This is a genomic window from Occultella gossypii (assembly GCF_019947135.1).
Lineage (GTDB): Bacteria > Actinomycetota > Actinomycetes > Actinomycetales > Beutenbergiaceae > Occultella > Occultella gossypii.
Window position 1 is genome coordinate 111,089 of sequence record NZ_JAGSHT010000002.1, and the last position, 20,978, is coordinate 132,066.

Annotated in this window: 19 protein-coding genes and 1 riboswitch; of the genes, 15 read left to right on the top strand and 4 right to left on the bottom strand. The window is 72.3% G+C overall.

The window, feature by feature from the left end; translation table 11 throughout:
* Nucleotide 1: 1 nt before the first annotated feature.
* Complete coding sequence (locus tag KCQ71_RS27495; RefSeq protein WP_223402129.1) at nucleotides 2–961, bottom strand: diacylglycerol/lipid kinase family protein; 960 nt, start codon at nucleotides 959–961, stop codon at nucleotides 2–4.
* Nucleotides 958–1,080, bottom strand: a complete 123-nt coding sequence (locus KCQ71_RS27175) for a hypothetical protein (protein WP_283248565.1) — start codon at nucleotides 1,078–1,080, stop codon at nucleotides 958–960. Before KCQ71_RS27175 ends, KCQ71_RS27495 begins: the two co-directional genes overlap by 4 nt.
* A 32-nt stretch (nucleotides 1,081–1,112) precedes the next feature.
* Here KCQ71_RS27175 and KCQ71_RS01620 point away from each other — a divergent pair, with 32 nt between their 5' ends.
* Complete coding sequence (locus KCQ71_RS01620) at nucleotides 1,113–1,964, top strand: aldo/keto reductase (RefSeq protein ID WP_223402131.1); 852 nt, start codon at nucleotides 1,113–1,115, stop codon at nucleotides 1,962–1,964.
* A gap of 111 nt (nucleotides 1,965–2,075) precedes the next feature.
* Here KCQ71_RS01620 and KCQ71_RS01625 read toward each other — a convergent pair whose 3' ends face one another.
* A complete protein-coding gene (locus tag KCQ71_RS01625; protein ID WP_223402133.1) occupies nucleotides 2,076–3,080 on the bottom strand; it encodes a DMT family transporter in 1,005 nt (334 codons plus the stop codon).
* Nucleotides 3,081–3,220: 140 nt separating this feature from the next.
* A riboswitch (glycine riboswitch) is annotated at nucleotides 3,221–3,310 on the bottom strand.
* 104 nt (nucleotides 3,311–3,414) lie between these two features.
* The gene (locus tag KCQ71_RS01630) at nucleotides 3,415–4,686 is read right to left on the bottom strand and encodes an ROK family protein (protein ID WP_223402135.1); all 1,272 of its coding nucleotides are present in this window, start codon (nucleotides 4,684–4,686) and stop codon (nucleotides 3,415–3,417) included.
* 183 nt (nucleotides 4,687–4,869) lie between these two features.
* On the opposite strand from KCQ71_RS01630, the gene ggh reads away from it, so the two are divergent.
* From ggh to KCQ71_RS01700, 14 genes are all read left to right on the top strand, one after another.
* Nucleotides 4,870–6,198, top strand: a complete 1,329-nt coding sequence (ggh, locus tag KCQ71_RS01635) for a glucosylglycerate hydrolase (protein WP_223402137.1) — start codon at nucleotides 4,870–4,872, stop codon at nucleotides 6,196–6,198.
* Nucleotides 6,195–8,444 carry a xanthine dehydrogenase family protein molybdopterin-binding subunit gene (locus tag KCQ71_RS01640; RefSeq protein ID WP_223402139.1) on the top strand — a complete coding sequence of 750 codons (2,250 nt, stop codon included), beginning with the start codon at nucleotides 6,195–6,197 and terminating at the stop codon, nucleotides 8,442–8,444. Before ggh ends, KCQ71_RS01640 begins: the two co-directional genes overlap by 4 nt.
* A complete protein-coding gene (locus KCQ71_RS01645) occupies nucleotides 8,435–8,905 on the top strand; it encodes a (2Fe-2S)-binding protein (RefSeq protein WP_223402141.1) in 471 nt (156 codons plus the stop codon). The genes KCQ71_RS01640 and KCQ71_RS01645 overlap by 10 nt, the downstream gene beginning before the upstream one ends.
* A complete protein-coding gene (locus KCQ71_RS01650) occupies nucleotides 8,902–9,798 on the top strand; it encodes an FAD binding domain-containing protein (protein ID WP_223402143.1) in 897 nt (298 codons plus the stop codon). The genes KCQ71_RS01645 and KCQ71_RS01650 overlap by 4 nt, the downstream gene beginning before the upstream one ends.
* Entirely contained in the window at nucleotides 9,795–10,769 is a 975-nt protein-coding gene (locus KCQ71_RS01655; RefSeq protein ID WP_223402145.1) for an LLM class flavin-dependent oxidoreductase, read from the top strand. The genes KCQ71_RS01650 and KCQ71_RS01655 overlap by 4 nt, the downstream gene beginning before the upstream one ends.
* Nucleotides 10,766–11,878: an NAD/NADP octopine/nopaline dehydrogenase family protein gene (locus KCQ71_RS01660; protein ID WP_283248567.1), complete on the top strand. Its 1,113-nt coding sequence runs from the start codon at nucleotides 10,766–10,768 to the stop codon at nucleotides 11,876–11,878. The genes KCQ71_RS01655 and KCQ71_RS01660 overlap by 4 nt, the downstream gene beginning before the upstream one ends.
* Nucleotides 11,879–11,883: 5 nt before the next feature.
* A complete protein-coding gene (locus tag KCQ71_RS01665) occupies nucleotides 11,884–13,206 on the top strand; it encodes an amidohydrolase family protein (protein WP_223402147.1) in 1,323 nt (440 codons plus the stop codon).
* 20 nt (nucleotides 13,207–13,226) lie between these two features.
* Entirely contained in the window at nucleotides 13,227–14,528 is a 1,302-nt protein-coding gene (locus KCQ71_RS01670; RefSeq protein WP_223402149.1) for an ABC transporter substrate-binding protein, read from the top strand.
* A gap of 64 nt (nucleotides 14,529–14,592) precedes the next feature.
* A complete protein-coding gene (locus tag KCQ71_RS01675; RefSeq protein ID WP_223402150.1) occupies nucleotides 14,593–15,543 on the top strand; it encodes a carbohydrate ABC transporter permease in 951 nt (316 codons plus the stop codon).
* Nucleotides 15,540–16,391 (top strand): carbohydrate ABC transporter permease, encoded by an 852-nt coding sequence (locus KCQ71_RS01680; RefSeq protein WP_223402152.1) that lies wholly within the window; start codon nucleotides 15,540–15,542, stop codon nucleotides 16,389–16,391. The genes KCQ71_RS01675 and KCQ71_RS01680 overlap by 4 nt, the downstream gene beginning before the upstream one ends.
* Entirely contained in the window at nucleotides 16,392–17,633 is a 1,242-nt protein-coding gene (locus KCQ71_RS01685; protein WP_223402154.1) for an amidohydrolase family protein, read from the top strand. It begins immediately after the preceding gene.
* The gene (locus tag KCQ71_RS01690; RefSeq protein WP_223402156.1) at nucleotides 17,630–18,826 is read left to right on the top strand and encodes an MFS transporter; all 1,197 of its coding nucleotides are present in this window, start codon (nucleotides 17,630–17,632) and stop codon (nucleotides 18,824–18,826) included. Before KCQ71_RS01685 ends, KCQ71_RS01690 begins: the two co-directional genes overlap by 4 nt.
* Nucleotides 18,823–20,022, top strand: a complete 1,200-nt coding sequence (locus tag KCQ71_RS01695; protein ID WP_223402158.1) for an enolase C-terminal domain-like protein — start codon at nucleotides 18,823–18,825, stop codon at nucleotides 20,020–20,022. The genes KCQ71_RS01690 and KCQ71_RS01695 overlap by 4 nt, the downstream gene beginning before the upstream one ends.
* The gene (locus KCQ71_RS01700) at nucleotides 20,019–20,978 is read left to right on the top strand and encodes a 2-hydroxyacid dehydrogenase (protein WP_223402160.1); all 960 of its coding nucleotides are present in this window, start codon (nucleotides 20,019–20,021) and stop codon (nucleotides 20,976–20,978) included. Before KCQ71_RS01695 ends, KCQ71_RS01700 begins: the two co-directional genes overlap by 4 nt.

Consider the following 20,978-nt stretch of genomic DNA (forward strand, 5'->3'; position numbering starts at 1 on the left):
GTCAGGCGCCCTCCAGCGCATCGTCGATCGGCACGCACAGCCAGAGCGAGGCCGGACGCACGGTAGCCACGAGCTCCCGGCCCGGCTCGATGACGTCACCGTCGAGCTCGCGCTCCTGCTCCTGCGTGCTCCGCACCCGGATGCGCTTGCCGCGCAGGATCTCGAGGTTCGGCACCCGCTTCTGTCGCGTCAACACACCAGCCACGGTCGACACCCAGTGGCCGAGGTGCTTCGGCGCGAGGATCGCGACGTCGAGGTAGCCGTCGTCCGGTTCGGCGTCCGGGAACAGTGCCACGCCGGCCTGGATCTGCCCGACGTTGCCGACGATGACCGACCGGGCCTTGCGCACCAGCGGCTCAGCGTCGTCGACCGTGACCTGCACCCGCATCGGGTGGTCGAGCAGGTGCTTGCCCGCGGACAACACGTAGGCCGGGGTCCCGATCCGTGCCTTCAATTCCGTCGATGCGCTGTCGAGCATCTTGGCGTCGAAGCCCATACCCGCCATGACCGCGAACACCTGGCCGTCGACCTCGCCGACGTCGATGCGGCGACGCCCGCCCGCGACCGCCAGGCGCACGCCCTCGGCGGGGTCCGTGGGGATCTTGAAGTTCCCCGCGAGCAGGTTCCCGGTCCCGCCCGGGAGGATCGCCAGGGCGGCATCGCTCCCGGCCAGCCCTTCGACGCAGGCCCGCACGGTGCCGTCGCCGCCGCTGACGAACACCACCTCCGCGCCGCGGGCGACGGCATCGCGGGCCTGCCCGGTGCCCGGATCGTCCTCCGTGGTCTCCAGCCAGATCGGCGTGGGCCAGCCGGCGTCGGTGAGCACGGCGCTGATGGTCCGGCGGAGGCCGTCGACGTCGTCGAGCCGGTGCGGGTTGACGATCACGGCGGACGGGCGAGGCCCGTCGCCGGCGAGACGCCTGAGCTCGGTGGGGGAGGAGGACTGCGGTTCGGTGGTCACGTGGTCAGTATCGGTGCCACCACGTCGACGCGCTCGCGCAGGACGGGCACCGCGCCGACCGGGCCGGCCCAGAGGGCGAGATCGGAAGCCGCGGAGCCCGCGCCGTCGCCTATGGTCATACTTAACCGTCAGTTACGAGAGAAGGAGCACCATGACCCTGCCCCAGGTGACACTGAACGATGGCGTGACGATCCCGCAGCTCGGATTCGGGGTGTTCCAGGTGCCGCCGGAGGAGACCCAGATCGCGGTCACCCACGCGCTCGACGCCGGCTACCGTGCGATCGACACGGCCGCCCGGTACCGCAACGAGGCCGGTGTCGGCGCAGCGCTTGCCGCGTCCGGGCTCGGCGCCGACGAGGTCTTCGTGACGACGAAGCTCGCCAACGACGACCAGGGCTACGACAGCACCCTCGCGGCGTTCGACGCGAGCGCGGCCGCCCTCGGTCGGGACGTCGTCGACCTCTACCTGATCCACTGGCCCTGCCCGAAGCGCGGCGAGGCCGCGAACTCCTGGCGCGCGATGAGTGAGCTGAAGGACGCCGGCCGGATCCGGTCGATCGGCGTCTCCAACTTCCTGCCGCACCACATCCAGCAGCTCCTCGACGCGGGCCTGCCGCTGCCGGCCGTGAACCAGATCGAGGTGCACCCGTACCTGCAGCAGCGCGAGGTGCGCGAGTTCAACGCCGCGCAGGGGATCGCGACCGAGGCCTACAGCCCGCTCGGCCAGGGGCGGGTGCTGGCCGACCCGGTCATCACCGCGATCGCCGAGCGGCTCGAGCGTAGCCCCGCGCAGGTGGTGCTGCGCTGGCACCTGCAGCTCGGCAACATCGTGATCCCGAAGTCCGTGACGCCCGAACGCGTCAAGGAGAACATCGCCGTCTTCGACTTCGAGCTGACCGAATCCGACATCGACCAGATCAACGGCCTCGAGCGCGGCGACCGGACCGGCTTCCACCCGGACGAGTTCAACGGCTTCCCGGAGGACTTCGCAAAGAAGGCCTGACCTCAGGCCCCGCACGAGCAGACGGTCGTTCCGTCTGCGGGGATGCGGTGGGATCCGGAGCCCGGCCCCGGCCCGCGTTGCCCGGCCCGGATTCGGGCAGGCCGGCCCGGCTCAGGCCCGCCGGCGGCGTCTCGGCTGTCGGCGCGCCAGCATGGGCACCATCGCGACGACGATGAGCGCCGCGCCGACGGCGGCGATGGGGGAGATGCCCTCACCGAACGCGGCGGCGCCGATGCCGATCGCCACGACCACCTCCCAGTAGGACAGGCTGGAGAGTTCGGCGGCGCGCAGGTGCTTGCCCGCGACGACGAGCAGGCCGAGGGCGAGGAGCCCGCAGATGAGGAAGAACGCGCCGGCCCAGGCCCAGTTCTGCGCCGTCATCCCGGACAGGTCCGGCCGGGTCACCGCCACCATCGCGCCGGTGCCGAGAGCCCCGAAGACGAAGTTCCAGAAGCTCCGCACGTCAGCGGGCATGTCGGTCCGGTAGCGGTAGCAGAGCAGCGCGACCGCGTAGCAGACACCGGAGATCACTCCGAGGATCGTGCCGAGAGTCTCCTGCTCCGGCGTGTGCGTGGACGCGGCTCCCGAGGTGAGCAGGCCGGCGGCCAGAACCATCCCGATCGAGCCGATCCCCAGGGACAGGACGTCCACCCGGCCCGGCCGCTCCTTCAACAGCACCCGGGCGAGGACGGTCGCCAGCACCGGACCGATGTAGTGGAGCACGACGGCGCGGGAGAGGTCGGTCAGCACGGTCGCGGACAGATAGGTGGCCAGCGAGAGGCCGAGGAACACGCCGCCGAGGACCACCGAAGGTGACAGGCGCACGCGACGCAGTTGCCCGAGCCGACCGGCCAGCGCGAGGACCACGAGAGTCCCGAGTGCGCCGACCAGCATCCGGCCGAGCGTCAAGGACTCGCCGATGACCGCACCGGACGGCGTCGCCATCCGGCTGAACAGTCCGGCCGCACCCATCGTGGTGGCGGAGATGATGATCGCGAGGATGCCGAGCCGCCGGTTCGGGCCGAGGCGGGCAGGATGCGGCTCGCGAGTGGACCCGGGATCGGGCGCATGGGTCTGCTCGGCGGCGAGCGGGGGCGTACCGACGGTGAGTGCCACGGGACTCCTTGGGACAGGGCGCAGGGACGCCTGGGACGGGGTGGTGGTTCCCCGCTCTGTCATCGGACCTGAGAGTTTTCGCGAGCCGTGACCCGCTTACACCGTCGGTGAACCCCGAAGGGTTGCTTTCCAGAGGAGCCTCGCCGCTGGCGGTCCAAGGGGCCTGAGAGTTTCCCGGGGAGGTTGCTCCTTCGGCGCCCGCTGGTGCGGGACTCTCCCGCCGTGGTTCGGTGGCATTCAGTTGTCGTACAGGTCCATTATGCCGATGATCGGCATGGTTCCGGCAGCGCGCCGCGGTGAGATCCCTGCCACACCGCGGTCACGCCGGTGCCGGCTAGGCGCTCGTGCCCGCCCGGGTCGCGGCCACGCGCGCCGCGATCGCTGCGTCGATGACGGCCGGGTCGTAGACGAGGTCGACGACCTTGCGGGTCAGGCCGACGACCGCACCGTCGGCCCCGAGGTGAGCGGCGCCCACCACCAGGTGCCGCCGGGCACGTTCGGTCACGTCCTCGCGGATCAACGCGTCGATCCGCGCGACCACACGGGGCAGCCGGCCGAGCGAACCGCCCAGGACCAGGTTGTCCGGGTTGACCGCCGCCACCACGGTGGCGAGCACCCGGGACAGGCGCGCGGCGGCGTCGTCCACGGCTGCGCACACGACCGGGTCCCCGGCCGCGATGCGCTCGGTGATGTCCTTCAGGTCGCGCACGCCGGTGTCGGCGAGCCGACGGATCAGCGCGTGTCCGGACGCCCAGGCGGCCAGGCAGCCGCGCCGCCCGCAGGTGCACATCGGACCCTCGTCGCTGATCCGGACGTGGCCGATGTCCCCGGCGGCACCGTCGGAACCCTCGAGCACGTGCCCGGTGTCGACGATGCCGGCGCCGATGCCGGTCGCGTACTTGATCGCGAGGACCGAGCGGTCCGCACCGATCACGCTCGACTCGCCGAGTGCGAAGGCGCGGGCGTCGTTCTCGATCACCACCGGTACCCCCCAACGCTCGCGCAGGCTCTCGAAGACCGGATACCCGTCCCACTGCGGCATGGTGGTGGAGGTGCCGAGCACGCCGGTGCCGGGGTCGACCGGGCCCGGGATGCCGAGGGCGACGCCGATCAGGGTCTCGTCCTGTCCTGCACGCAGGAGTACGTCGCCGATCTGTGCGACCTGCTCCAGGTACCCCTGCGCGTCGGTGTCGATGTCGATGGCGACGTCCCGCATCCGCCGGATCCCGGCGTCCACCCCGGTCACGCAGATCCGTGCGTGGGTCTGGCCGAGGTCGAGGACCAGGACGACCCGACCGCGCGTGTCCCAGCGCAGCAGCTCGGAGCGTCGGCCCGGCCCTCGGGTCCCGCCGCCCGGGGGCGCCGACCCGTCCTGGTAGACGTAACCGTGCTGGAAGAGCGCGTCCAGACGGTCGAACAAGGTGGTCCGGGACAGGCCCGTCGCGGACAACAGCTGCTGCCGCGTCCAGCCCGGCCGGGACCGGATGAAGGACACGAGTGCGCCGTGGGAGGTCGCCGGGAGCGTCGCCGTGACGGTCGGCGGCGGGCCCGCGTGCGGGGCCGGCGGAGGGGGCGCGGGAGGCGACGCGGGTGGGTCCGTGGCCATCGACTGCCTTCCTCGATCCGGTCCGGGAGCGGCGAACGATCGCCGGTCCCCTTGCGCCGGCGGCTCGGCGTGAGCGCTGCGGCGTGTCGCAATGATGACACGTTGACGTCTCTCGAACAAGCAGTTATGTTCAGGGCGCGAACACAATTCGCAGGACCCACGCCAGACCCACGAAGGACGAAGATGCCCGACGTCGCCACCCCGCTGATGCACGCTGCCGCCGATGTGCTGCGTGCCAATGACCGGGGCGAACGCACGGTTGCCGCGCCGCGGCTGTACCCGCACCAATGGTCGTGGGATGCCGCGTTCGTGGCGATCGGCTGGGGAACCGTGTCGGTGCCGCGTGCACTCGACGAGCTCCGCCACCTGCTCCGTGGTCAGTGGGCGACCGGGATGATCCCGCAGATCGTCTTCAGCGCCGAGCCCGGCTACTTCCCCGGCCCGGACCGGTGGCGGACGCAAGGTCTGCCGGCCGTGCCGACCGACGTCCAGACTTCGGGAATCTGTCAACCGGCCGTACACAGCCTGGCGGTCTGGGTGATCGGGGAACAGGCCCGCCGCAACGGTGGCGCCGACGCAGAGGCGTTCGAGGCGTTCCTCGACGACACGTTCGAGGCGTGGTTCCGCTGGCATGCGTGGCTCGACGACGCTCGCGGGTCGCACCCGAGCGGGCTCATCGAGATCCACCATCCGTGGGAGTCCGGCATGGACAACTCGCCCCGCTGGGACGCCGCGTGCGCTCGGGTGCAGGTGGGGCAGATGGCACCGTACGTCCGGGAGGACACCAAACACGTCGCGGACGTGGAGCAACGGCCGGCGGACGCCGACTACGACCGCTACCTCTGGCTCGTCGAACAGCTCGTCTCGGTCGGGTACGAGGACGCGGCGGCGCGCGAGGTGATCGACTTCCGGGTCGGCGACGTGTTCTTCACGGCCACCCACGCCCTGTCCGCCGAAGTCCTGGCCACCCTGGGCGACCGGCTCGGCCGGACCGCGCAGGCGAGCACGCTGCGGCGCATGGCCGGCCGGGCGAGGGCCGCCGTCGCCGCCACCGCGGACCCCGAGACCGGGCACGCCCGGGACTTCGACATGCGGGCCGAGGAGTGGCTCAGCGCCGACACCATCGGCGGCTTCGCGGCGCTGATCTGCGGCGCCGAGCCGGACGTCTACGCCCGTCTGACGAGCGACCTGCTCGGTCCCGACTGGTGCGCTCACCCGCGGCTCGCCAACCCGCTGCCGCCCACCACGTCCCCGGACAGTCCGGTGTTCGTGAGCCGGAACTACTGGCGCGGTCCGCAGTGGCCGGTGATCACCTGGCTGTTCACCTGGGCCCTGCGTCACCACGGCCAGACCGAGGCGGCTGACACCATCGCGGCGGCCGGCCGCGGCCAGCTCGCCGACGGCAGCTTCTCCGAGTACTACGACGCGGTCACCGGCGCACCGCTCGGCAGCAGGAACCAGTCCTGGACCGCCGCGGCCGCACTGGCCTGGGCCGCGGACGAGGAATCATGACGCCGGGCGCGCACGCCGTCGGGACGTCACCCGCACCGTGGGTGGGCCGGTCCCGCCCCTCGCTCGAGGGCAACGACATCGTCACCGGCGCCATCACCTATGTGACCGACCGGCGCGAGGAGGGCATGCTGCACGGCTACGTGCTGCGCAGCACGGTGCCGCACGCACGCATTGACGGGATCGACGTCAGCGCGGCCCTCGCGCTGCCTGGCGTGGTCACCGTGGTCACGGCGGCCGACGTGCCCGTCAACGCCCTCGGCCCTCGCGACGTCGACGGCCCCGCACTCGCCGACACGGTGGTCCGCCAGGTCGGTGAGGCGATCGCCCTCATCGCCGCCACCGACGCCCGGACCGCGGAGGCGGCGGCCGGGCTGATCGGGCTCGACCTCACCGCGCTGCCGGTCGTCGACGGCCCGGCCGCCGCGGCCGCACCGGACGCGCCGCAGCTGCACGAGAGTGGCAACGTCTCGGGCGCCATCGCGTTCTCCTCCGGAGACGTCGAGGCCGCCCTCGCCGACGCCCACCTGGTGCTGCGCCGCTCCGTGCACACGCCGGCCCAGGAGCACGTCGCGATCGAGACACCCGGCGGGGTCGCCCGCTGGGATGCCGACGCGACATCGGTGACCATCTGGTGCGGGTCGCAGAACCCGGGCCTGCACCAGCGCAAGGTGGCCCGCGCCCTGGACATCCCGCAGGAGTCGGTGCGGATGATCGCCAACCCCGTCGGCGGTGCGTTCGGCTCCCGCAACGACGACCCGATGCCGGTCTTCCTCGCGCTCCTGGCCCGCCGAGCCGGCGCCCCGGTGCACGTGCACATGACCCGCGAGGACGTCATGGCGGCCGGGGCCAAGCGGCACCCGTTCTGGACGTCGATCGACATCGGGTTCGCCGCTGACGGCCGGATCCTCGGCTCGGCCGTGCGCGCCGTCGCGGACACCGGCCCCATCATCACCTCGGGCCCGAACGTGATGAAGACCTCGGCGGAGATGTCCACCGGCCCGTACGGGTTCGACGTCGCCTCCTTCGACGGCACCGTCTACTACACGAACAACGCCAACGCCGGCGCGTTCCGCGGCTACGGCGTACCCCAGGTCGCGTTCGCGATCGAGAACGCGATCACCGAGGCCGCCCACGAACTCGGCCTCGACCCCGCCGAGGTCCGCCTGCGGAACGTGCTCGACGGCGGCGACCGCCACAGCCTGTACCGGCACCGGACCACGACGAGCCTGAACGTACGCGCGACCCTGCGCACCGCCGTCGAGCATCCGCTCTGGGCGCAGCGGCGCCAGTGGCAGGCCGGCGCCGTCGGACCGTGGCGCCGCGGCACCGGCATCGCGGTCGCCATGAAGGGCGTCGGCATGGGCTCCGGGACCGGTGACACCGCGCGAGCCCGGCTGCACATCGACGACCGTGGGCACGTCATCATCTGGGCCGGGCCGAACCACACCGGCCAGTCCATCCAGACCACCTACGGGCAGGTCGCCGCGGACGCGCTCGGACTGCCCATCGAGACCATCGACGTTCGCGTCGGGGACACCGGCGAGGTGCCGGAGTCGGGCCCGACGGCGGCGTCCAGGTCCACCTATGCCGGTGGCGCCGCGGTGCGTGCGGCGTGCGACGAGCTCGTCGAGCGGTGCCGCGGACTAGGTCTGCCCCTGGCCACCGACGCCGCGGGCGTCGGGACGAAGCTCGTCGAGCTCGGCGAGGCCGAGGTGAACGCCGAGTTCCGGCTCCCGGACACCGACGACATCGGCATCGTGCCGCCGGAGCAGCTCGCGACGTTCGCACCGCACCGCGTGTACGGCACCTGCACCCAGGTGGTCCGCGTCGAGGTGAACACCCTCACCGGTGAGGTCCGGGTCCCGGAGCTGTTGTGCGTGCTCGACTGCGGCACCCCGATCAACCCGGCGGCCACGATCGGACAGGCGGAGGGCGGCATCCTGCAGGGCCTCGGCATGGCGATCATGGAGGACCACCGGGTCAGCGAGGGGATCCCCCGCACCACCAGCCTCGAGAACTACCTGGTTCCGACCATCGCGGACACCCCCCGCATGCACACGCTGTTCATCGAGGGCAGCGAGGACTCCGGACCGTTCGGCGCGAAGGGCATGTCCGAGGTCGTCGTGGTGCCGACCCCGCCGGCGATCGCCGCCGCGATCCGGGACGCCGTCGGGGTACTCCCGCAGGAACTGCCCGTCACGCCGGAACGAATGCTCGCCCTGATCGAGGAGGCACCATGCATGTGAACGGAGACCCGGTCGCCACGCCCGCCGAGGCCGACCACGGACTGCGCCTGCTCGACTACCTGCGCGACCATCTCGGCCTGACCGGCGCCAAGGAGGGCTGCGGCATGGGGGAGTGCGGGAGCTGCACCGTCATCATCGACGGCCGGGCGATCACCTCCTGCCTGGTGCTCGTCGGTCAGGTGCTGGACGCCGAGATCCGCACCGTCGAGGGACTCGCCGCGGCCGGGCACGGCCCGCTCCAGGACGCGTTCGTGGCACGGCAGGCCGTGCAGTGCGGCTACTGCATCCCCGGCGTCCTGAACTCCTGCGCCGCGCTGCTGGACCGGGACCCGGACCCGACCGACGCCCAGATCTGCGAGGCGCTCGACGGCAACCTGTGCCGCTGCACCGCCTACAACCGGTTCTACGACGCGGTTCACGACGCCGCCGCGGCCCGCCACCCGAACGGCGCCGGCGCATGACGCCCGCGACCCCCACGCTGCTGCGGCCCACGGACCCCGCGGACGTGTCCCGACTGCTGGCCGGGGCACGCGCCGTCGCGGGTGGCACCGACCTGCTCGTCCAGCGCCGCGCCGGGGCCGAGATGCCCACGCTCGTCGACCTCAGCGGGCTCGCCGGTACGCGCCCGGCGGTCGTCAGGGACGACGCGACCGGCGAGCTGACGCTCTCCGCAGTCCACCCGCTCACCGACATCGCCGACGGAGCCGCCCGCGCGTTCCCCGCGCTGACTGCCGCGATCGGCCAGTTCGCCTCGACCACGATCCGCAACCGCGCCACCATCGGCGGCAACCTGGTCACCGGCTCCCCGGCCGCGGACACCGCGCCGGCCCTGCTCGCGGCCGGTGCGGTGGTCGATATCGTCACCCCCGACGGCGCCCGGCGCACCGTGGACCTCGCCGACTTCCTGCTCGGTCCCCGGCGTGTGGACCTGGCCGTCGGCGAGTGGGTCACGAGCGTGCGTGTCCCACAGCCACCTGCCGAGGGCGGGTTCCGCAAGATCGGCGGCCGGCGTGCGCAGGCGATCTCGTTCCTCAACCTCGCGTGGCAGTGGCACCGGGAGCCCGACGGCCGGCTCACCGGCGTGCGGCTCGCGATGGGGTCCGTCGCACCCACGGTGGTGCGGCTACGTACCGCAGCGGCTGCCCTCGAGGCACAGATACCCACCCAGGACGTGGTGGACGCAGCCGTTGCCGTGATCGATGCCGACATCAGCCCGATCGACGACCTGCGCGCCAGCGCGCACTACCGCCGCCGATGCGCGAGGGGACTTCTGCGCGAGGCCCTCCTTCCGCCGTCGCCCGGCGAGCGACCCGACCAGTACGTGACCCCCACCACGAGAGAGAAGAACCAGTGAACGTAGGCGTCACCGTCCGCCTGGACCAGCCGATCACCGCCGCCGCCGAGGGCGCGCGGCGCGCCGAGGACCTCGGGTTCTCGACCGTGTGGCTCGCGGACCACTACTTCCACCGTGACGTCTCAGCGGCACTCGCCCTGATGATGGCGAGCACCGAGCGGGTGCGGCTCGGGACGGCCGTGATGTCCCCGTTCCTGCGCCACCCCACGCTGCTCGCGAGCCTCGCCGCCACCTTGCGCGAGATCGGGCCGGACCGGTTCGTGCTCGGACTGGGCACCGGCGGCTACGAGTTCGCCAGCGAGATGGGCATCTCGATGCGCCGTCCGCTGCAGATCACCCGCGAGACCGTGCAGATCGCCCGTGAGCTCGGCCGCGGTACGGCGCACGTGACCGGCGAGACGTTCTCCGCCGACGGGTCCGTGCTGCGCTGGGCACCGCAGGACGGCCCGCTCTACCTCGCCGCCCGCGGCCCGAAGATGCTCGAGCTCGCAGGTGCGATCTCCGACGGTGTGATCACGCACGGCATCTCCGCCGGGCACATCGACTTCGTCAAGGACAAGGTGGCCGCCGGCGGCGCCGAGCGCACCGACACCGCGGCGATCTGCCTCATGCTCGACGTCGAGATCAACGACGACCGGACCGAAGCCCTACGGGCGCTCAAGCCCCGCTGCGTCACCATGGCCGGCGGCTCCTATGCCGACGAGCTCATCGGGATCTACGGCCTCGACGCCGACGAGGTCCAAGCCCTACGTGCCACCGTGCGCAGCGGCGACCGCGCCGCCGCCGCGACCCAGGTCACCGATTCGATGGCCGAGGCATTCGGCCTCGCCGGGTCTGCCGAGCATGTCGCCGCCGGGCTGCGCACCCTGTTCGAGGCGGGCGTGGACGAGGTCATCGTCAGCGTCGGCGGCTCGACCCCCGACCAGACCGCACACCAGCTCACCGCACTCTCGAAGGCCATCTCCTCATGACCACGCTGCCCCAGTCCGTCACCGTCCTCGGCTCCGGAGCCGGCGCCCTGTCCAGCGCCATGGAGCTCTCGCTCGCCGGCGTGGATGTGACCGTCGCCGACTTCGAGCGGTTCCGCACGAACATCGACGCGATCAACACCCACGGCGCGATCCGTCTGAAGTCGCCGTGGCACCGGATCACCGAGAGCCCCGCGCGCGGCAGCCTCGACCCTGCCGCCGCCATCCGTGAGGCGGATGTGCTCGTGGTGTCGGTACCCGCGTTCGGGCACGACGCGTTCGCGGACCTCCTCGCCGCGAACCTGTCCGGTGGCGAGCAGGTCATCTTCGCGGGTGAGGGCGGCGGCAGCCTCGCGCTCGTGGCCGCGATGCGCCGCGCCGACCGCCGCGTCGGGGTCGACATCGCCGAGCTGAACAGCCTCCCGTATGGCGCCCGGGTCCGGGAACCGGGCCTGATCACCGCCTCTCGCAAGGTGGGCGGCACGATCGCGGCGGGGATGCCGGCCGGGAACCGCGCCGTGCGGACCGCGTGCACGATCTGGTCCTCGGTGAGTGCGGGGGAGAGCGTCCTGGAGACCGTGCTGCTGAACTTCAACGCGATCGACCACGTGCCGCCGATCCTGGCCAACCTGGGCGCCATCGAGGGCAGGCCGGGCAAGTTCCTGCTCTGGGGCGAGGGCGCCAGCCCGGCGGTGGCCCGGTTCATCGGGGCGATCGACGCCGAGCTGATCGACATCCGCCGGGCCCTGGGATTCGCCAACCTCAAGGGTTACGAGACCTACCTCGTGGAGCAGGGCTTCGCGCCGAAGTTCCTCGACGACCTGCACGCCACCCTGCAGTCCTCCGCGTTCTCCGACTCGACGTTCGGCACCGGCCCGAACGCGCTCGAGAGCCGGTACATCACCGAGGACGTGCCCTACGCGCTGTGCCTGATGGCCTCGATCGGCCGTGAGGTCGGCGTGCCGACCCCCACGGTCGACGCGATGATCCACCTGGCCGGCATCGCGACCGGGACGGACTACCGGGCGCAGGGGCGCACGCTGGCCACGTTCGGGCTCGACGGCGTGGGCCGGGACGGCCTGCTCGAGGCCACCCGGACCGGGTGGTGGTGACCGGCGTGGGTTCCCCGACCGTGCTGACCGGTCTCGCCGTCGCCGACGCGACGAGCGAGCCGTTGCCGGCGACCGCCACGGTCGCCGGTGGTGCGGTGCGCGTCGAGACGCTCACCGGCGGAACGGACCAGGGCGTCCACGCGGCCGGGGCCGCGCTGCTGCCTGGACTGGTCAACATGCACGACCACCTGCGGGCGTTCCTGCCCACCGGGCGCGCGTCCGAGGGGATGCCGCTGGCCACCGCGATCACGTCTTCGGCGGCTGCCCAAGCGGTCGCCGAGCCGGCGGACTACCGGGCCCTGACCGCGCTGGGCGCCGCCCGTCAGGTCCGCGCCGGCGTGACCACCGTCGTGGACCACGTGTACCCGCTGCACCGGGACGGCCTGCTCGAAGCGGTCGTCGAGGGACACCGGACCGTCGGCCTGCGCGGGTACGTCGCGCTCGGGATCATGACCCGCGGTGCGGCGGAACTGTGCACCTCGGTGGAGGACGTGATCGGCCTCGCCGAGCAGGCCGCCGACGTACTGCTGCCCCGCGAGCAGCTCTACCTGGCGCCGGTGTCCATGCGGTCCAACGCCCCGGACGACTACGCGGTCGCGGCGCGGGCGGCCGAGCGGCTCGGCGTGCGGCTGTACACCCACATCGCCGAGACCCAGGCCGAGGTGGACGCCTGCCACGCCGAGCACGGGGTCCGGCCCGTGGAACTGCTCCACCACGCCGGGTTCCTGCGCCCCGGTACGGTCCTGGTCCACGGCGTCCGGCTCAGCGACGCCGAGATCGCCCTGATCGCAGGCAGCGGTGCGGTACTGGCGTACTGCCCCACGAACCACCTTCGCTTCGCGAAGGGGTTCGCGCCGGTCACCGACCTGCTCGCCGCGGGCGCCGCCGTCACGCTCGGCGTCGACGGCATGGAGAGCCCGTTCCACGAGATGCGCCAGGCGGTCTACGCCCAGGGGCAGGCGGCCGGCGACCCCGGCGCCCTGACCTCGGCCCAGGCCTTCGACATGGCCACCGGCGCCGGCGCCCGCGCACTCGGGCTGCCCGAAGGGCTCGACGGCGGCGACCTGGTCCGCATCGACCTCACCGCACCGGCCCTGCAGCCCTTGGCGGACCCGGTGTGGTCCGTCGTCCACCGTGCCTCGCCGGCCCACGTCACCGACGTGGTCGTGGCCGGTCGGCACATCCTGCGCGACGGCGAGCTCACGGTTGCCGACGACGTCGCCATCGCCGAGGAGGCGGCCTCCGTGATCCGGAATCTCGCCGCCCGTACCGGTTCCAGCGTCCCGCAGTTCTGGGACATCCCCTCCCGCATAGCTCCCCCTCAGTGAAGAGACAAGGAACGAAGAACATGAGCACTTCCTCTCCCCGCCTCAGCCGCCGTCAACTGCTCGCCATCGGTGGCGGCGTCGCGTCCGGCCTCACCCTCGCCGCCTGCGGCACCGGCTCCGGTGGCGGCGGTGACGACCCGACCGGCGGCGGCTCCGGTTCCGGCGGTGGTGGCACCCTGGAGCTCTGGGCCAACGCGGCGATCGCCGGTGACTCGGACTCGGGCCTGCAGCGCGCCGTCCTGGCGTGGGGTGAGGCCAACGGCGTCACCGTGAACGTCCAGGGCATCCCCACGCAGGACCTCGTCCCCAAGCTGACCACCACGAGCAGCGGTGGGTCCGGCCCGGACGTGGCGATCGTGGACGTGTCCTCGGTCCCGCAGCTCGCGGCCGCGCAGGTGCTCGCCGACGTCACGGACCAGGCGAGCTCGGTGACCGGCGACTTCGGCGACGAGCTGCTCGCCAGCTCGAGCTATGAGGGCAGCCTCTTCGGGCTCCCGTACACGACGAACAACGTGGGCCTCTACTACAACCGTGAGCTCCTCGACGGCGCCGGCATCGCGGTGCCGACCACGTGGGACGAGCTGCGTGATGCCGCGATCGAGCTCACCGGCGGGGACCAGTACGGGTACATGATGGGCGCCCAGGGCCAGGGTGCGTTCCTGTTCTGGCCATGGCTGTGGCAGAACGGCGGGACCATCCTCAGCGACGACCTCACCACCGCGACGTTCGCCGATGAGCTGGGCCAGGAGGCCTTCGCGTTCTATGCCGGCCTCGCGGTCGGAGACAAGGTGGCGCCGCCGGAGTTCGTCGGGTCCAACGCCAGCTGGGACCAGTACGTGGCCCCGTTCGTCCAGGGTCGCTGCGCCATGATGGCGATCGGGCCCTGGGGCACGGCGCCCATCGTCGAGGGAAACCCGGACCTGGACTGGGCGGTGGCACCGCTGCCCGGCGGCGCCGAGCAGGCGTCCATCCTCGGCGGGGCGACGATCAGCGTCGGGCACAACTCCGGCCAGAGCGATCTGGCCTGGGAGCTGGTCAACTGGCTGACCGCCTCCGACCAGATGCCCTACATCCAGGACACCGGCAACATCCCGGGCCGCCGGGACGTCATCGACTCCGACTGGGCCTCCGAGGACCCCGACCGGCTCGTGTTCGTCGAGCAGATGGAGGTCTCCAGGGCCCGCCCGGCACTGCCCGTCTGGGGCGACATCGAGTGGGGTGTCATGGCCAACATGTGGGACGCGGTGATCCAGGGACAGCAGGCCCCCGCCGACGCCCTGGCCGCCGCCGCAGAAGAGACCAATCAGAAGCTCTCCAGCTAGTCCGCAACCGAGCCGGTCGCCCTACCCGAGCGGCGACCGGCTCCGGACCCGAGCCAGGAAGACCATGGCAACCATCACCACTGAGCGCCCGCGCACGTCGCCGGAGCAAGCAGCCCACGCGCGCAGGCAGCGCGTCCGTAGGCAACGCCTGGCGCCGATCCTCTACATCGGACCGGCCTTCGTGGCCATCGCACTGATCATCGGGTACCCGGTGTTCAACGCGATCGGCACCAGCTTCCTGAACGCGAGCCTGCTCGCGCCGGGTCAGGACACGTTCGCCGGGTTCGACAACTTCACCGGACTCTTCCGCGACCCTGCGTTCTGGGTCGTCATGGGTCGCACCCTGGTCTGGGCCGGCGCCGCGCTCATCGTGCAGGTCGGCCTCGGGCTCGTCATCGCGAACACGCTGAACAAGAAGTTGTTCGCACGGGGTGCGATCCGGACCACGCTGATCGTGCCCTGGGTGGTGCCGACCGTGCTGGTCGCGCTGATCTGGCGGTTCCTCCTGGACCCGGTCTCCGGCCCCATCAACGAGGTGCTGCGCGGCACCGGGCTCTGGGAGAACCCGCCGGTCTGGCTCGCCGATACCCGGTTCGTGCTCGGTGTCCTGGTCCTGATCAGCGCCTGGAAGTGGACACCGTTCACCGCGGTGATCCTGCTCGCGGGGATGCAGCAGATCCCGCCGGAGCAGCACGAGGCCGCGATGATGGACGGTGCGAACGCCTGGCAGCGGTTCCGGAACGTGACCGTGCCCGGCATCCGCACCTCGCTCGCGCTGGTCACGCTCACCACGATCTCCGGCGCCATCAACAACTTCAACGGCATCTGGCTGTTCACCCGCGGCGGGCCCGTGGGTGCCACGGAGATCCTGACCACGATGGCCTACCGGACCGCGTTCACCGAGTTCGATTTCGGCAAGGCCGCGGCCATCTCCGTGATCATCTTCGTGATGATGATGGCGGTCGCCGTCGTGTACTTCTACGTGGTCGAGGGACGTAAGGGAGACAAGCGGTGACTACCAGGACCACACGCCCGCGCCGCCGGGACCGGCGGTACGCCTCGCCCGGCGCCCACGCGTTCGCGATCCTGCTGCTGCTCGGCACCCTGCTGCCGTTCACGTGGATGGTGCTGTCCGCGTTCAAGACCCCGATGGAGCTCAACGGAGTCGACAAACGCCTGCTGCCCGGCGGGTTCTACCTCGGCAACTTCGAGAAGATCGCGGACACGAACTTCTTCACGTACTTCCTGAACTCCGTGATCGTCGCGGCCGCCACGACCACGATCGCGTTGCTGCTCGCGATCCTGGCCGGCTACGGCTTCGCCAGGTTCACGTTCATCGGTAACCGCGGCATGCTGCTCATCGTCGTTGCCGCGCAGATGTTCCCGGCGGTCATGCTCGCGATCCCGCTGTTCATCACCGTCAAGACCCTCGGCCTGCTCGACTCGCTGACCGGTCTGATCCTGGTCTACATCTCGTTCGCGCTGCCGTTCTGCATCTGGCTGATGCGCAACTACTTCATGGCGGTCCCGGTGGAGACCGAGGAGGCCGCCTTCATCGATGGCTGCTCCCGGTTCCGGGCGCTGTGGCAGGTGGTCCTGCCACCGGCGATGCCCGGCGTGATGGCGGCGGCGGTGTTCACGATCATCCAGGTGTGGGAGGAGTTCCTCTATGCCAACACGTTCATCGACACCGACGCCAAGCGCACCTTGTCCGTCGGCCTGAACTCCCTGATCGGGGAGTTCACCACCGACTGGGGCCGTCTCCTGGCAGCCGGGGTGCTCGTGATGATCCCGGTGCTCGCCATCTTCGGCTATCTGCAGCGGTACGTCACCCAGATCGCGGGCGGCGGGGTGAAGGGCTGAATGACCGCACATCTCCTGCTCGGGGCGCACCTGGCCTCCGGTGAACGCGTCGACGTGCGCATCGAGGGTGAGCAGGTCGCCACGGTGCTCCCGGCGGGCTCGCCGGACAGGGGCGACGACGGACCTGCCGGTTCGAGCACGGACCTGACCGGGTACCTGCTCGCCGGGGCGTTCGTCGAGCCGCACGCGCACCTGGACAAGGTGTTCACCGCGGATCGGGTACCCACCGGTGACGGCACCCTCGCCGGGGCGATGGCCGGTTATCAGACGATCCTCGCGGACGCGACCGATGCGGACGTGCAGTCCCGCGCGCGGCGCGCGCTGCGTGCCCTGGTCGCCAACGGGACGACGGCGGTGCGTAGCCACGTCGGGTGCGGCCGCCTCCTCGGGGTGCGTGCGGTGGCGTCGCTCGTGGCCGTGCGGGAGGACCTGCGGGACCTCGTGGACCTGGAGCTGGTCGCGCACGTGGGCGGCCCAGGGGTGGGGGAGACGTGGCGCGTCCACCGGCACCGCCTCACCGACGCCCTCGACGCCGGCGCCGACGCCGTGGGCGGCAACCCGTCGAACGAGGCGGACCCGGTCGCCGCGCTGGAGGAGTGCGTCGCGGTCGCGGCCGAGCGGGGCGTGCCCGTGGATCTGCACATCGACGAGACCTCCGACCCCTCCATGCTGCTGCTGCGCCGCCTCGCCGTCCTCGCCCCGCAGTCGGGCGTGCCGGTCACCGCGAGCCACTGCGTCTCACTCGGCTTCCAGGACCCTGACGTCGTCGCCGACGTGGCCGCCGAGGTCGCCGCAGCCGGGGTGTCCGTGGTGACCCTGCCGGCGACGAACCTCTACCTGCAGGGCCGGGACACCTGGCCCCGGCCCCGGGGCCTGACCGCCGTCGACGCCCTGCTGGCGGCGGGGGTGCGCGTCGCGGCAGGTGGCGACAACGTGCGCGACCCGTTCAACCCGGCCGGCCGGCTCGACCCGCTCGAGACCGCGTCCCTGGCCGTCACCGCGGCCCACCAGAGCCCGGAGCGGGCCTGGTCGATGATCGGCGCCGAGGCCCGCGCCGTCATCGGCCGGCCACCGGCCGGCCCGGTGCCCGGCGCGCGGGCCGACCTGGTCGCGATCCGAGCCGATTCAGTGGGCGACGCCGTCGCCCTCGCCCCGGCCGAGCGGCTCGTCTGGCGAGCCGGACGTCTCGTGGCACGCACCGCCGTCGACCGTTCCGGCCCCGTCCACGAGGTGACCGGATGAGCGTCGCCGCCACCCGCCCCGGGTCGCTGTGGGCGATCGAGGAGATCCGCGCGGTCTTCGTGCTGTGCTTCGCGGGCCTGACCAGTTTCTCCATCACGCTCGCCGCCCTGCCGGCCTGGGCGGCCCAGCAGGGCCACGCGGACACCGTCGTCGGCACCGTGACCGGCGTGATGCTCGGCGTCACCGTGCTCGTCCAACTCGGCTCGGCCACGCTCATGCGCCGGTACTCGACGCGCACGCTGCTGATCGTGGGATGTCTGCTGCTCGGCCTGCCGTCGCCGCTGTACCTGCTCGGCACCGATCTGTGGGCGCTGTATGCGATCTCCGCCGTGCGGGGCGTCGGGTTCGCCCTCGTCACGGTCGTCGGCGCGCTCGCGATCCCGCGCGCCGCCCCCGCGCACCGGCGCGGCGAGGCGATCGGTATCTTCGGCCTGGCCGCAGCGGTCCCGATGATGCTCGGCATCGCCGGCGGCGCCGCGCTGACCCTGGGCGGGTCCTTCCCCGTCGTCGCGACGCTCGGCTTCGTTCCGGTGGTGGCGCTCGTCGCGGCCCACCCCGTCTCCCGCACCCCGCTCGGTGGCCCGGTGAGCGGATCCGGCTCCTGGCGGCGGGTGCTGCTTCCACTGCTGATCCCGGCCGCGGTGCTGCTGACCGTCACGGCCGCCGGGGGAGGCCTGGTGACGATCCTGCCGCTCCAGTTGCCCGCGGGCGCCACGGCCGGGACCGCGCTGCTCGTGTACGGGGCCGTCGGGATGGTGGCCCGGTGGCGGATCGGCCATCTCACCGACCGGATCGGGCACCGCGGTCTGTACCCGCTGCTGCTGGTGGTGGGCGTCGCCGGCCTGATCCTGACCGCGCACGGCCTCGCGGAAGGAACCGTGGCCACGCTCATGGTGGGTGCCGCCCTGTTCGGACTCACCTACGGCGGCATGCAGACGGTCCTGCTGGACCTGAGCTACAAGGCCGTGCCCGAGGCGGACGCGCCCACCGCGAGCGCGGTCTGGAACGCGGCGTTCGACGGTGGCACCGCAGCCGGGGCGTCCGTGCTCGGTTTCGCGGCCGGTACCGCCTGGAGCGGTGACGGTGCACTGCTCGCCGGTGCGGCCGCCGTCGCCGTCGTGGGCATCATGGGGCTCGCACCGGTGCTCGCGCGCCGGGCCCCCGCACGCACCGACCGAGAGGACACCCCGTGATCATCACCGACGTCAGGTGCGTCGAGTACGTGGGGCACATCGACGCCCCGGAGCCGATCTTCGCCGACCGGCTGCGCCGCCCGAGCGACGTGTACCCGGAGTTCCGCGCAGCCGGTGCGCAGGAGTTCCCCGAGGTGGCCCCGGGGCGCTACGAGATCCGCTCGACGTTCCTGCACATCGAGACCGACACCGGCCTGGTCGGAAGCACCGCGCAGCTGTCCGGCGAGCAGGCGTTCATCATCACGCGCTCGCTCCGGCCGCTGCTGCTCGGCGCGGACCCGCTCGCGACCGAGCGGATCTGGGACGTGCTGTACCGCTCCTCGATCCACGGCCGCCGCGGAGCCGGGATGGTGGCGCTCTCGGCCGTCGACTGCGCCCTCTGGGATATTCGCGGCCAGCACCTCGCGGTGCCCGCACACGTGCTCCTCGGCGGGCCCACCCGAACCGACATCCCGGCGTACGTGTCCACGCTGGGTGAGAGCCTCGACCTGGAGCGGGTCGCGGCGCGCACCGCCGACCTGGTCGCACAGGGTTACCGCGGCCTGAAGTGGTTCCCGCGGTGGGGCCCCGAGGACGGGCGGGCCGGGGTGGATGCCGTCGTCGAGCTCGTCGGCACCGTGCGGGACGCGGCGGGTCCGGACGTCGACATCATGCTCGACGCGTGGAGCGGGTGGGACGTGCCGTTCACCCTCGACGTCGCGCAGGCCACCCGGGACCTGCGCGTGGCCTGGATCGAGGAGCCGCTGCTGGCGGACCAGGCGGCCGGCTACCGGACCCTGCGCGGCCGCCTGCCCGCCGGCGTCCGGATCGCCGGCGGGGAGCACGAGTATGGGCGCTGGGGCTACGCCGACCTGATCGCCACCGACACTCTCGACCTCTACCAGCCCGACCCGCACTGGGACGGCGGGATCTCGGAGACCACGAAGATCATGGCCCTGATCAGCGCGGCCGGCGGGCAGCTCATCCCGCACGGACAGTCGCTGCAGTGCAACGCCGCGGTCTCGTTCGCCGCCTCGCCGGCGCTGATCCCGCAGATGGAGTACCTGGACCGGCTCATGCCGATGTACCAGCACTTCCTCGCCGCGCCGGTTCGTCCGGTCCGGGGCAGGATCGCCGCGCCCACGGAGCCCGGTCTCGGCATGGCGATCGATCGGGCAAGCGTGGTCGCCGAGCGCGTCGTCGGGATCGGCGCATGAGCACCACGGGCTCAGTGGGCGCACCGAGCACCGTGCTGGTGTGCCTGTCCGGCTACCCGCGCGATCTGGTCGAGTCCTGGGTCGTGGGGGCCGGGGACGTCGAGGTGGTGCTCGCCGAAGGTGCCCCGCTCGCGCAGGTCCTGCCGGACCTCGAACGCGCGGACATCGTGGTCGGCGACGCGGCGCGGCGTTACCCCCTGGACGCCGCCGTCCTGGCGCGGATGTGGCGCTGCCGGCTGCTCGTGCACCCAGCCGTCGGACTCGACGGCGTCGTGGACCTGGCCGCCGCGGCGGCCGCGGGCATCCGGGTCGTCAACGCTCCCGGTTACAACGCCGAGGCGGTCGCGGACTGGACCCTGCTGGCCATGCTGACCACCCTCCGGGACGGCGTCGGCGCCGACCGGGACCTGCGCAGCGACGGCTGGCACGCCCGCCCGCTGGGCCGGGAACTGGGCGCCATGACCGTGGGGATCGTCGGCTTCGGCGCGATCGGCCGCGCCGTGCACCGACGGGTGCGCGGCTTCGGCGCCCGGGTGCTGTGCAGCGACCCGCGACCGCTGACCGCCTCGGACACCGAGGGGGCAACCCAGGTGGACCTGGACGAGCTGCTCGCCGCGAGCGATCTGGTCACCCTGCACGCACCGCTCACCGACGGCACCCGGCACCTGCTCGACGCCGCCCGCCTGGCGGGCATGCGGGAGGGCAGCGTCCTCGTGAACGCCGCGCGCGGCGAACTCGTCGACGAGGCCGCGCTGGTCGACGCGCTCCGGGCCGGCCGCCCGGCGGCCGCGGCGCTGGACGTGTTCGCGACCGAGCCGCTGCCACCGTTCAGCCCGTTGCTGGACCTGGACAACGTGTTCTTGACGCCGCACATCGCTGCCGGCACCCAGCAGGCCCGCCAGCGCGTGCGTGCGCTCGTGCGGGACGTGATCCGTGCCGAGCTCGGCACCGCCTGA

Coding starts and splice junctions, on each gene's coding strand:
- KCQ71_RS27175 (WP_283248565.1), bottom strand. CDS start 1,080: ATGACCATAGGCGACGGCGCGGGCTCCGCGGCTTCCGATCTCGCCCTC.
- KCQ71_RS01620 (WP_223402131.1), top strand. CDS start 1,113: ATGACCCTGCCCCAGGTGACACTGAACGATGGCGTGACGATCCCGCAG.
- KCQ71_RS01630 (WP_223402135.1), bottom strand. CDS start 4,686: ATGGCCACGGACCCACCCGCGTCGCCTCCCGCGCCCCCTCCGCCGGCC.
- ggh (WP_223402137.1), top strand. CDS start 4,870: ATGCCCGACGTCGCCACCCCGCTGATGCACGCTGCCGCCGATGTGCTG.
- KCQ71_RS01640 (WP_223402139.1), top strand. CDS start 6,195: ATGACGCCGGGCGCGCACGCCGTCGGGACGTCACCCGCACCGTGGGTG.
- KCQ71_RS01645 (WP_223402141.1), top strand. CDS start 8,435: ATGCATGTGAACGGAGACCCGGTCGCCACGCCCGCCGAGGCCGACCAC.
- KCQ71_RS01650 (WP_223402143.1), top strand. CDS start 8,902: ATGACGCCCGCGACCCCCACGCTGCTGCGGCCCACGGACCCCGCGGAC.
- KCQ71_RS01660 (WP_283248567.1), top strand. CDS start 10,766: ATGACCACGCTGCCCCAGTCCGTCACCGTCCTCGGCTCCGGAGCCGGC.
- KCQ71_RS01670 (WP_223402149.1), top strand. CDS start 13,227: ATGAGCACTTCCTCTCCCCGCCTCAGCCGCCGTCAACTGCTCGCCATC.
- KCQ71_RS01675 (WP_223402150.1), top strand. CDS start 14,593: ATGGCAACCATCACCACTGAGCGCCCGCGCACGTCGCCGGAGCAAGCA.
- KCQ71_RS01685 (WP_223402154.1), top strand. CDS start 16,392: ATGACCGCACATCTCCTGCTCGGGGCGCACCTGGCCTCCGGTGAACGC.
- KCQ71_RS01690 (WP_223402156.1), top strand. CDS start 17,630: ATGAGCGTCGCCGCCACCCGCCCCGGGTCGCTGTGGGCGATCGAGGAG.
- KCQ71_RS01700 (WP_223402160.1), top strand. CDS start 20,019: ATGAGCACCACGGGCTCAGTGGGCGCACCGAGCACCGTGCTGGTGTGC.